This is a genomic window from Aeromonas sp. PS2Canimalfood6 (assembly GCF_048276795.1).
In the GTDB taxonomy this organism is placed as follows: Bacteria; Pseudomonadota; Gammaproteobacteria; order Enterobacterales; family Aeromonadaceae; genus Aeromonas; species Aeromonas caviae.
This window is the reverse complement of sequence record NZ_JBLUXC010000022.1, coordinates 44908-55533: the sequence shown is the minus strand read 5'-3', so window position 1 is coordinate 55533 and position 10626 is coordinate 44908. Positions and strand designations below refer to the sequence as shown.

The window sequence follows — 10626 nt, the reverse complement described above, 5'->3', positions numbered from 1 at the left end:
TCAAGTTACCCGCCCGCCGAGAACGAAGTTACCCAAGGTGCATCAAAGCCAAACCACAGAAGTATGCGACGAGAAAACCTAGTAAAAACAATGCCAGTCAGGCTTAACTGACTGGCATTAGCCCCAGTGGCCGGTTTTTTTATGGGCATGTGTCTGAGAATGGGGAGGGCAGGAGGAGACGATCACGATGGGGGCGAGGCCGTCTTCAGCCCACTGCTCCGCCAGCTGCTTGCTGGAGGATATGTCATGGATTGAGGGGGCCGATCTGGTATCGCCTGCCAGACGGGCAAGCCGGACCGAGCCTTGGCGGACATAAAAAACCGGCCACGGAGGCCGGTTTTGCTGTGTGAACTGTGGACTGTGAACCTGAAGCTAGCGCAGCACCACGTGCTGGAAGCCCTGCACCAGACTGATGACGGGCTGGGGGTAGATGCCGAGCAATACCACCAGAATGGCGGAGAGCAGCACCACCAGGCCCCCGGAGGAGAAGGCCCAGTCGGCCCTGGCATCGCGCAGTTGCATGCCGGGTTCACGCAGGTAGAGGGTGACCATGACCCGCAGGTAGTAGTAGAGCCCCAGGGCACTGCCGAGCACGATGGCGCCGGAGAGCCACCACAGCTTGGCATCGACGGTGACGCCGATGAGGTAGAACTTGCCGATGAAGCCCAGCGTCATGGGGATACCCGCGAGGGAGAGCATCATTACCGTCATCACCGCCGTCAGATAGGGGCGCTTCCAGAACAGACCGCGATAACTGTGCAGGGAGTCCGCATCCTTGCCGCGATAGGGGCTGGACATCATGCTGATGACGCCGAAGGCACCCAGGCTGGTGAACAGGTACATCAGCAGGTAGACACCCGCCGCTTCCACCGGCATCTCGCCGAGGCGGCTTGCCACCACCACCGCCAGCAGATAGCCGAAGTGGGAGATGGAGGAGTAACCCATCATCCGCTTGATGTTGGTCTGGATCAGCGCCAGGAGGTTGCCGACCACGATGGAGACGACCGCCATGGCCGCCAGCAGCCAGTGGATCATGGGATCCGAGGTGGCGGGTACCGCCAGGTAGAAGCGCAGCAGCACGCAGAACACGGCTATCTTGCTCACTGTGGCGAGGAAGGTGGCCACCGGTGCCGGCGCCCCTTCATAGACGTCCGGGGTCCAGAGGTGGAAGGGGGCGAGGGACAACTTGAACGCAAAGCCGACCAGCATCAGGCCAAAGCCCCCCATCAGCAGCGGATGGTGAGCCGGGCTCTGGGCCAGGGTCACACCGAGATCGCTGAAGCTCAGGCTTCCGGCCTGGGCGTAGAGCAGTGCCATGCCAAACAGCAGGAAGGCGGTGGCACTGGCGGAGAGCACCATGTACTTGATGCTGGCTTCCAGCGAGTGCCGCTCGCGATAGGCATACCCCACCAGACCGAACATGGGCAGGGTCAGCATCTCGATCCCGATGAAGAGCGAGGCGAGGTGACGGGAGGCTGCCAGCACCAGACCACCGGCGGTGGCGATGAGCAGCAGCAGGTAGAACTCTTCCCGGTTGTCCGGATAGCCCTTGAGCCAGGTGCGACCGAAGGTGCAGGTGGCCAGGGCCCCGATGAGCACCAGCCCCATGTAGAAGACCGCGTAAGCGTCCACTTGCAGCAGGGGAGTGACCCCCTGATCCCCCTGGGCCATCACGATGGGCAGAGAGAAGAGCGCGAGGTTTAGGCCGATGATGGTGACCACGAAGGCGGTGTCGTCACAGCGCTTCCAGGCGATGGCCAGCATCAGGGCCACCATGGCCCCCGTGGTCAGCAACAGGGGCAGCAGGGCCAGCAGTTGAGAAACAGTAAACGTCATGACAGTGCTCCCGACATGGACAAGGAAGGCGAAAGAGAAAGCATCATTGCAGCGCCCCCGTGCCCGGCAGCGCGTACCAGTGCAGCACGCTCAGGAGGCTGCTGCTGGCGGTGTCGAGCACCGGCTGGGGATAAAGACCGAGCAGCACCAAGAGGCCGGCGATGGTCAGCATCATGGTCAGTTCCCGGGTATCCAGCCCCTTGAGCATGCTCTCCTCCCGGGGCGTCCCGAAGCAGGCCCGCTGCAGCATGATGAGGGAGTAGACCGAGGCCAGCACCAGCCCGAAGGTGGCGATGACGGTGATGACGGGGGCCACCTGGAAGCTGCCGATGAGGATCAGGAACTCGCCGACGAAGTTGCCGGTCCCCGGCATCCCGAGGGATGCGACGGAGAAGAACAGCATCACGCCGGGCAGGTAGCGCAGCCGTCCCCAGAGACCACCCATCTGGCGCAGATCCCGGGTGTGCAGACGCTCGTAGAGCTGACCGCACAGAATGAAGAGGCCGGCGGCCGAGAGCCCGTGGGCAATCATCTGTACCACTGCCCCTTGCAGGGCGAGCTCGCTGCCCGAGTAGATGGCGATCATCACGAAGCCCATGTGGGAGATGCTGGTGTAGGCAACCAGCCGCTTGATGTCGGTCTGGGCAAAGGCCAGCAGGGCGCCATAGACGATGCCGATGAGGCCGAGCACCATGGCGTAGGGAGCAAACTCGGCGGACGCCTCGGGGAAGAGCGGCAGGGTAAAGCGCAGCAGGCCGTAGGCCGCGGTTTTCAGCAAGATGCCCGCGAGATCCACGGAGCCTGCGGTGGGCGCCTGGCTGTGGGCATCAGGGAGCCAGCCATGGAGCGGCACCAGGGGCATCTTGACCGCGAAGGCGATGAAGAAGCCCAGCATCAGCAGCCACTGTACCGTGCTGCTCATGGGGGTGTTGAGCAGTTCCTGATAGTTGAAGGTGAAGACACCGGTGGCGGCGTGGTGGGTCAGTACCAGGCCCAGGATGGCCACCAGCATGATGAGGCCGCTCGCCTGGGTGTAGATGAAGAACTTGGTGGCGGCGTTGATGCGCGACTTGCCATCGGTGACCGAGTGGCCCCAGAGCGCGATCAGGAAGTACATCGGCACCAGCATCATCTCCCAGAAGAAGAAGAAGAGGAACAGATCCACCGCCATGAAGACGCCGAGCACGCCCCCCAGGATCCACAGCAGGTTGAGGTGGAAGAAGCCGATGCGCTGGACGATCTCCTTCCAGGAACAGAGGATGGCCAGCACGCCGATGAAGCTGGTGAGGATCACCATCAGGAGCGACAGCCCGTCCACGGCGAGGTGCAGGGAGATGCCGAAGCGGGGGATCCAGGGTTGTTGCCACTCGGCTGCCCAGACGGGGAGGCCGGGGTTGGCGAGGGTGAAGTCACCACCGAGCCAGATGGCGCTGGAGAGCACCAGACAGGCGCTCATGGAGGCGAGGGCCACCCAGCGGACAAACTGTCCGTCGAGCCGCTCCATCTGCCAGCAGAGCAAGCCGCCGATGAAGGGAATTAGCAAGATCCAGAGTAAGGTCACGATATCAGCTCTCATCTAGGTTCTAGTCGGGCAGGCGCTGAGCCTGCCACACAATATTGGGCTCATGGATCAGCCGAGCAGCAGCAGGGCCAGGATCAGGGCGGCGCCCATCCCCATGGAGGCTGCGTACCAGCGCAACTTGCCGGAGACGGTCCAGGCCAGCAGCTGATGCCCCCCCTGGGCCAGCACGGCGGGCAGGTTCATCATCCTGTCCAGCGGATCCTTGCCGAGCAGGCGAGTCGCCAGCAGGTAGGGCTTGACCCAAATCAGGTCATAAAGCCAGTCAAAGCCCCAGGCATTGAACCAGAGGGTGGACAGAGCCCGCCCCGGTGCACTCTCGGCGATCCCCTTCGCCAGGCGACGTTCGCCGAGGAAGAGGAAGGCGGCCAGCGCAATGCCTGCCACGGCGATGACGCCGGAGAGGATCTCGAGGCCATGGCGACCCTCCTCGATATGATCCCCGGGGCCTGCCGGCAGTACTCCGGCCAGCGGTGGCACGATCAAGGCGCCGACTCCGGTGGAGAGCACCAGCAGCACCAGCAGTGGCAGATGGTGGGCAAGGCCCTGTCCGGCGTGAGTCTGGGTCTGCTCCTTGCCGTGGAAGGCGATGAAGATGAGGCGGAAGGTGTAGAGGGAGGTCAGGAAAGCCCCCCCCAGACCGGCCCACAGCAGGGCGCTCTGGCCACTGGCCTGCACCTGCCACAGGATGGCGTCCTTACTGTAGAAACCGGCGGTCACCAGCGGCAGCGCGGCCAGGGCCGAGCCCCCCACCAGGAAGCAGGCGTAGACCAGCGGCAGCGATTTGCGCAGGCCTCCCATCTTGAAGATGTTCTGCTCGTGGTGGGTCGCGATTATGACGGCCCCGGCGGAGAGGAACAGCAGCGCCTTGAAGAAGGCGTGGGTCATCAGGTGGAAGATGGCCCCTTCCCAGGCACCAACGCCGAGGGCCAGGAACATGTAGCCAATCTGGCTCATGGTAGAGTAGGCCAGGATCCGCTTGATGTCGGTCTGTACCAGGGCGGCGAAGCCCGCCAGTACCAGGGTAATGGCACCAACCAGCGCCACCAGATGGAGGATCTCCGGTGCCAGCAGGAAGAGGCCGTGGGTGCGGGCGATGAGATAGACACCAGCGGTCACCATGGTGGCCGCGTGGATCAGCGCCGAGACCGGGGTCGGGCCCGCCATGGCGTCCGCCAGCCAGGTCTGCAGCGGCAGCTGGGCGGATTTGCCGACCGCGCCGCCGAGCAGCATCAGGCAGGCGAACGACAGGGCAGGGGAGCCTTCTGCGAACATCGCGGGGGCGCGCACCAGCAGCTCGTGAATGTTGAGGGTGCCGAGCTCGCGATAGAGCACGAAGAGCCCGATGGCGAGGAAGACGTCGCCGACCCGGGTCACCACGAACGCCTTGAGGGCGGCGGCGGCGTTGTTGCGATCCTTGTAGTAGAAGCCGATCAGCAGGTAGCTGCACAGCCCCACCCCTTCCCAGCCCAGGTAGACGAACAGCAGGTCATCGGCCAGCACCAGGAACAGCATGCTGGCGATGAAGAGGTTGGTGTAGGTGAAGAAGCGCGAATACCCCTCTTCCCCGCGCATGTACCAGGAGGCGAACAGGTGGATGAAGAAGCCCACCCCGGTTACGACCCCCAGCATGGTCAGCGACAGCCCATCCAGGGAGAGACGGAAGGCGGGCTGGAACTCGCCCACCGTCATCCACTGCCACAGGGTCTGGGTATAGACGCCGCCTTCCGGCATGGTATTGAGAAAATCGATGCCGACCCACAGGGTAGTGAGGGCCGAGAGACCGATGCTGCCGACACCGATGAGCGCCGAGGTGCGCTCGCCGAGGCGGCCGAGGGAGAAGGCCAGCAGCAGCCATCCCAGCAGCGGGAACAGGAAAGTCAGATATAGGAGGCTCATCCGCGCATCTCGCTCACAGTGTCCACGTTCAGGGTGTGGTAACGACGATAGAGCAGCAGTAACAGGGCGAGGCCGATACTGGCCTCCGCTGCCGCCAGAGAAATCACCAGTATGTACATGATCTGGCCGTCGGCCTGGGCCCAGCGGCTACCCGCCACCACGAATGCCAGGGCGGACGCGTTCATCATGATTTCGATACTCATGAGGATAAACAACAGGTTGCGGCGTATCAGCAGGCCGCACAGGCCGATGGCAAACAAAATAGCCGCCAGCAGGAGGCCGTGCTCCATGGGAATTCCACTCATCGCCATGCTCCTTGTGCTTGCTGGATGGAAAGGGGGCGGGCTGCCGGCAGCAGGCCATGCCTCACCACGGGGATGTCGCTCATTGCTGACCTCCTTCCTGTGTGGTGCGAGGCACGGAGAGCACTTCCCCGCTCTTGTCCTCGCGGCCCAGGTGATAGGCGGTGACCAGACCCGCCAGCAGCAGGATGGAGGCGAGCTCCACCGCCAGCACATAGGGGCCGAACAGGGCGATACCGACTTCCTTGGCGCTGACCTCGGTCAGACCCAGTTCACCGCCGGTCACGCCGAGAATGCCGTGGGCCAGAAAGCCCAGCAAAATGAGGGAGAGCAGGGCCGGGCCACCCCAGGTCATGGGGGTGAGCCACTTCTTCTCCTGATCCTGGGCGCTCCCCAGGTTCAGCATCATCACCACGAACACGAACAGCACCATGATGGCGCCGGCGTAGACGATCACCTGCAGGGCCCCCGCAAAGGCGGCGCCCAGGCAGAAGAAGATCATGGCCACGGCGATGAGGGAGATGATGAGATTGAGCAGCGCATGCATGGGGTTGCTGGTGCTGATCACCCGCAGCGTGCTGTAAACGGCGACCAGGGCCGCGGCATAGAATGCCAGTTCCATGATTGACTCCTAGGGCAGCAGGCTCTTGACATCGATGGGCTTGGCTTCGTTCTCGGCATCCCCTTTGGGTTTGCCGTCGATGGCCATCCCGCTCATGCGGTAGAAGTTGTAGTCCGGGTATTTGCCGGGGCCGCTTATCAGCAGATCTTCTTTCTCGTACACCAGATCCTGGCGACGATACTCCCCCATCTCGAAATCCGGCGTCAGCTGGATGGCGGTGGTGGGGCAGGCCTCCTCGCACAGGCCGCAGAAGATGCAGCGGGAGAAGTTGATGCGAAAGAACTCCGGGTACCAGCGGCCATCTTCCCGCTCCGACTTCTGCAAGGAGATGCAACCGACCGGGCAGGCGACCGCACACAGGTTGCACGCCACGCAGCGTTCGTCGCCGTCAGGATCCCGGGTCAGTACGATGCGACCGCGAAAGCGGGGGGCGGCGTAGACCGGCTGCTCCGGGTAGCTCAGGGTTTCACGGGGGCGCCAGGCATGGGAGAAGACCATCCCAAGGCTGCGCAACTGGGTGCCAACACCCTTGATAATGCTCGTAATTTTCATAGGTGCCTCACTGCACATTTATCAGCACTGGCGTCTGGGCGTTTCCTTGCCGCAGACGGCCGAATCATCGTCATGTCCATCTCGTTTTGCTCACGCATTCATCAGCACCACGGCAGCGGTGACCAGCATGTTGAGCAGGGTCAGGGGCAGGCACACTTTCCAGCCAAAGGACATCACCTGGTCGAAGCGCGGGCGGGGCAGGGAGGCCCGCAGCAGGATGAAGAACACCATGAAACAGGCGGTCTTCAGGGCGAACCAGATGAAGGGCGGCAGCCAGGGGCCGTGCCAGCCACCGAAGAAGAGGGTCACGATGAGGGAAGAGATCAGCACGATGCCGATGTACTCCCCCACGAAGAAGAGACCCCACTTCATGCCCGCGTACTCGATGTGATAGCCGTCGGCGAGCTCCTGCTCGGCCTCCGGCTGGTCAAACGGGTGGCGGTGGGTGACGGCGACCCCGGCAAACAGGAAGGTGACGAAGCCCAGGATCTGGGGGATCACGTTCCACATGCCGGCCTGGGCCTCGACGATGTCACGCAGGTTGAAGCTGCCGGTCTGGATGACGATGCCCATGAGCGAGAGGCCAAGGAACACCTCGTAGGAGAGGGTCTGGGCCGAGGCGCGCAGGCTGCCGAGCAGGGAGTACTTGTTGTTGCTCGACCAGCCTGCGAAGAGCACGGCATAGACCGCCAGCCCGGCGATCGCCAGGATATAGAGCAGCCCCACGTTGAGATCCGCCACGCCCCAGGTGGGGGTGATGGGCACCACCGCAAACGCCAGGATGAAGGCGGTGAAGGCGATGATGGGGGCCAGCACGAAGATCCGGCGATCCGCAAAGGGCGGGATCCAGTCCTCCTTGAAGAACATCTTGACCATGTCGGCGGCCAGTTGCAGCAGGCCGAAGGGGCCAACCCGGTTGGGGCCGTAACGGTCCTGCCACAGTGCCAGCAGGCGGCGCTCGATGAAGCTCATGAAGGCGCCAGCCCCCACGATCCCCACGAGCACGACCAGGGCCTTGCCGACCTCGATCAGCAGATCCATCAGAGAGTCGCTCATGCGATGACCTCCTGCAGGTTATCGATCAGGGCGTGGTGCAGGGCGGTCGGCAGGCCGTTCACCCCGAGTGGCAACCCTGCCAGGCCCGGAGCCAGCGCATCGCTCAGACGAAGACGCAGGCGCCAGTGGTTGCCACCCCAGGAGAAGGCCACCAGTGCGTCAGGGGACAGAGCCAGGCGCGCGGCATCCGCCGGGTTCAGTACCAGGGTGGGTTCCCCCATGCGAGCCTGGATGACCGGGCTTCTGGCGGAGAGCTCCTCGCCACCGAACAGCTGGTCATAGCTCACCACCTGCAAGGATGCGGCGGGCTGGAAGGGGGCCGGGATGGCACCAAACCAGCCCAGATTGCCTTCGCCCGGCTCCAGCAGGCGGCGACCGGGATCCCCGGCACGCAGGTTGCCACCCACCTCTTCCTGGAACTTGTTCCAGGCGGAGGGGGAGTTCCAGCCCGGCGCCCAGGCAAACGGTACCTGGGAGAGGGGCTGGCGGGCACCGGCGTAGCCTTCCATGGAGAAGGCGAACGGCGAATCGGGATCCTGGGCGACTCTGGGCTCGCTCACGTTCTGGTTCGCCAGCATGGAGGTGCGACCACTGTAGCGGTGCGGCTCCCGGGCGAGCTTCATGCCGCGAATGCGCAGGCCGGCGTTGGGTGCAGCTTCCCCCATGGTGGTGAGCAGCGGGGCGCTGGCGGCACAATCGCGACTCACATCGTCGAAGGTGTTCCAGCGAACCGAACGCGGTTGCTGGCTCCCTTGCAGGGCATCCAGCCAGCGCCAGCTCTCGCGCACCTGGATATCGGCGTTGTAGAAGGCGGGAGCATAGACCTGGAAGAAACGCTGGGCGCGGCCTTCCATGTTCACCAGGGTGCCATCGCCTTCGGCAAAACTGGCGGCAGGCAGCACCAGATCCGCCTTCTTCGCGGTGGCCGTCTCCTGATGGTCGATGACCAGCAGGTGTTGCAGGCGATCCAGAGCGGCGTCCACCCGGCTGCGGGGGGCTCGGCGGTAGAGGTCGTTCTCAAGAACGACCAAGGCAAGTCTCTCTTCCCCTTCCATGCGCTCGAGGGCTGACTCCAGCGGGGCGGCATGCCGGGCCAGCATGGCCAGTCCCAGGCTGTTGGCTTCCTGAGCCACCAGGGCAAGCTCCGCGGCCTGGCCACGGCCCTTGAGAGCGCGGGCGATGTTGCTGGCCGCTTCGATCAGCGCCTCGTTGCGGGCACCATTGCCTGCGATGATGAGGGGCTTTTTGGCGTTGCCAAGCAGATCGGCCCATTGGGCGGCGAGGGCCTGCTGTTCGGGGGAGAGATCCGTTGGCGCCGGTGCACTGGCATCCAGCAGGTGGGCGATGGCAAACCCGAGGCGCGCCTGATCCGCGTGGGGGGCGTGCAGGGTGCTGCTCGCCACGTCATCCAGGCGGGTGGCATCCAGACTGGTGATGAGCAAGGGGTAGCGCTGGTTCTGGGCCAGGGTCTGCACGGCGGCGACCTGCCAGAGATCCACCTTCAGCTTGCGGGCAATTTCGCGCCCCTTGCCTTTCACCGCCTGGCGCAGGGCCAGGGCGATGCGGGCGGCGGTCTGGGTGACATCTTCCCCGAGCACCAGCACGGCGTCGGCCTCTTCCATGTCGCGCAGGCTGGGAGTACGCACGCCGCCGTGCTCCAGAATGTCCAGCATCTTCTGCAGGCATTTCCATTCGCTCTGCTCGACCCCGGAGTAGAAGTTGGCGGCCCCCACCAGTTCGCGCAGGGCGAAGTTGCTCTCCAAGGAGGCGCGGGGTGAGCCGATGCCGATGACGCCGCTGGCGGTGCGCAGCGCATCCGCGGCCCGGTTCAGGGCACCATCCACCGTGATGGCCAGCTTGTCACTGCCATCCTGCAGCAGGGGTTGGCGCGGGCGGTCGGTCAGATTGACGTGACCGTAGCCGAAGCGGCCGCGATCGCAGAGGAAATAGTGGTTCAGGGCGCCGTGGAAACGGTTCTCGATGCGGCGCAGCTCGCCGTAGCGCTCACCCGGGCTGATGTTGCAGCCGACCGAGCACCCCTGGCAGATGCTGGGGGCGAACTGCATGTCCCACTTGCGGTTGTAACGCTCGGAGTGGGTCTTGTCGGTGAAGACGCCGGTGGGACAGACCTCCACCAGGTTGCCGGAGAATTCGCTCTCCAGGGTGCCATCCTCGACCCGGCCGAAGTAGACGTTGTCGTGGGCGCCATAGACCCCGAGATCCTCGCCACCGGCGTAATCCTTGTAATAGCGCACGCAGCGGTAGCAGGCGATGCAGCGGTTCATCTCGTGGTTGATGAAGGGGCCCAGATCCTGATTCTGGTGGGTGCGCTTGGTGAAACGGTAGCGGCGGCTGTTGTGGCCGGTCATCACCGTCATGTCCTGCAGGTGGCAGGCGCCACCCTCTTCGCACACCGGGCAGTCGTGGGGATGGTTGGTCATCTGCCACTCCACCACCGTCTTGCGAAACTCCTTCGCCTCTTCATCCTCGATGGAGATATAGGTGCCATCGGTGGAGGGGGTCATGCAGGACATGACCAGGCGGCCGCGCTTGTCGTCGGCATTCTGATACTGTTTGACCGCGCACTGGCGGCAGGCACCGACGCTACCGAGCGCCGGGTGCCAGCAAAAATAGGGGACGTCCAGACCCAGCGACAGACAGGCTTGCAGCAGGTTGTCTGCCCCGTCTACCTCGTACTCTTTACCGTCTACATGAATGGTTGCCATACAACTTCCCTGAAACCTGTTTTATGAAATCGGCTATTGCCCGATGCGTCCTGG

General features: G+C 63.9%; 8 protein-coding genes. All 8 read right to left on the bottom strand.

Translation table 11 applies throughout. The features are described from left to right. Window positions 1-372: 372 nt before the first annotated feature. The 8 genes from nuoN to nuoG all read right to left on the bottom strand — a co-directional run bounded on the left by nuoN (window position 373) and on the right by nuoG (window position 10572). Window positions 373-1836 carry an NADH-quinone oxidoreductase subunit NuoN gene (gene nuoN, locus ACNPAA_RS11270; protein WP_113977582.1) on the bottom strand — a complete coding sequence of 488 codons (1464 nt, stop codon included), beginning with the start codon at window positions 1834-1836 and terminating at the stop codon, window positions 373-375. A gap of 43 nt (window positions 1837-1879) precedes the next feature. Next, entirely contained in the window at window positions 1880-3397 is a 1518-nt protein-coding gene (nuoM, locus tag ACNPAA_RS11265) for an NADH-quinone oxidoreductase subunit M (protein WP_113977594.1), read from the bottom strand. Between the two features lie 69 nt (window positions 3398-3466). Continuing rightward, window positions 3467-5314 (bottom strand): NADH-quinone oxidoreductase subunit L, encoded by a 1848-nt coding sequence (gene nuoL / locus ACNPAA_RS11260; protein ID WP_417891770.1) that lies wholly within the window; start codon window positions 5312-5314, stop codon window positions 3467-3469. Beyond that, window positions 5311-5619 (bottom strand): NADH-quinone oxidoreductase subunit NuoK, encoded by a 309-nt coding sequence (gene nuoK, locus ACNPAA_RS11255; RefSeq protein WP_010675036.1) that lies wholly within the window; start codon window positions 5617-5619, stop codon window positions 5311-5313. The genes nuoL and nuoK overlap by 4 nt, the downstream gene beginning before the upstream one ends. Window positions 5620-5698: 79 nt before the next feature. Continuing rightward, entirely contained in the window at window positions 5699-6238 is a 540-nt protein-coding gene (gene nuoJ, locus ACNPAA_RS11250) for an NADH-quinone oxidoreductase subunit J (protein WP_010675035.1), read from the bottom strand. A gap of 9 nt (window positions 6239-6247) precedes the next feature. Beyond that, window positions 6248-6790 (bottom strand): NADH-quinone oxidoreductase subunit NuoI, encoded by a 543-nt coding sequence (gene nuoI / locus ACNPAA_RS11245; RefSeq protein WP_010675034.1) that lies wholly within the window; start codon window positions 6788-6790, stop codon window positions 6248-6250. A gap of 90 nt (window positions 6791-6880) precedes the next feature. Then, entirely contained in the window at window positions 6881-7846 is a 966-nt protein-coding gene (nuoH, locus tag ACNPAA_RS11240; protein WP_010675033.1) for an NADH-quinone oxidoreductase subunit NuoH, read from the bottom strand. Beyond that, complete coding sequence (gene nuoG / locus ACNPAA_RS11235) at window positions 7843-10572, bottom strand: NADH-quinone oxidoreductase subunit NuoG (protein WP_417891769.1); 2730 nt, start codon at window positions 10570-10572, stop codon at window positions 7843-7845. The genes nuoH and nuoG overlap by 4 nt, the downstream gene beginning before the upstream one ends. Window positions 10573-10626: the final 54 nt, after the last annotated feature.

Bases quoted from the DNA above. Each gene is read 5' to 3' on its own strand.
- nuoJ (WP_010675035.1), bottom strand. From the start codon at position 6,238: ATGGAACTGGCATTCTATGCCGCGGCCCTGGTCGCCGTTTACAGCACG.
- nuoK (WP_010675036.1), bottom strand. From the start codon at position 5,619: ATGAGTGGAATTCCCATGGAGCACGGCCTCCTGCTGGCGGCTATTTTG.
- nuoN (WP_113977582.1), bottom strand. From the start codon at position 1,836: ATGACGTTTACTGTTTCTCAACTGCTGGCCCTGCTGCCCCTGTTGCTG.
- nuoG (WP_417891769.1), bottom strand. From the start codon at position 10,572: ATGGCAACCATTCATGTAGACGGTAAAGAGTACGAGGTAGACGGGGCA.
- nuoL (WP_417891770.1), bottom strand. From the start codon at position 5,314: ATGAGCCTCCTATATCTGACTTTCCTGTTCCCGCTGCTGGGATGGCTG.
- nuoI (WP_010675034.1), bottom strand. From the start codon at position 6,790: ATGAAAATTACGAGCATTATCAAGGGTGTTGGCACCCAGTTGCGCAGC.
- nuoH (WP_010675033.1), bottom strand. From the start codon at position 7,846: ATGAGCGACTCTCTGATGGATCTGCTGATCGAGGTCGGCAAGGCCCTG.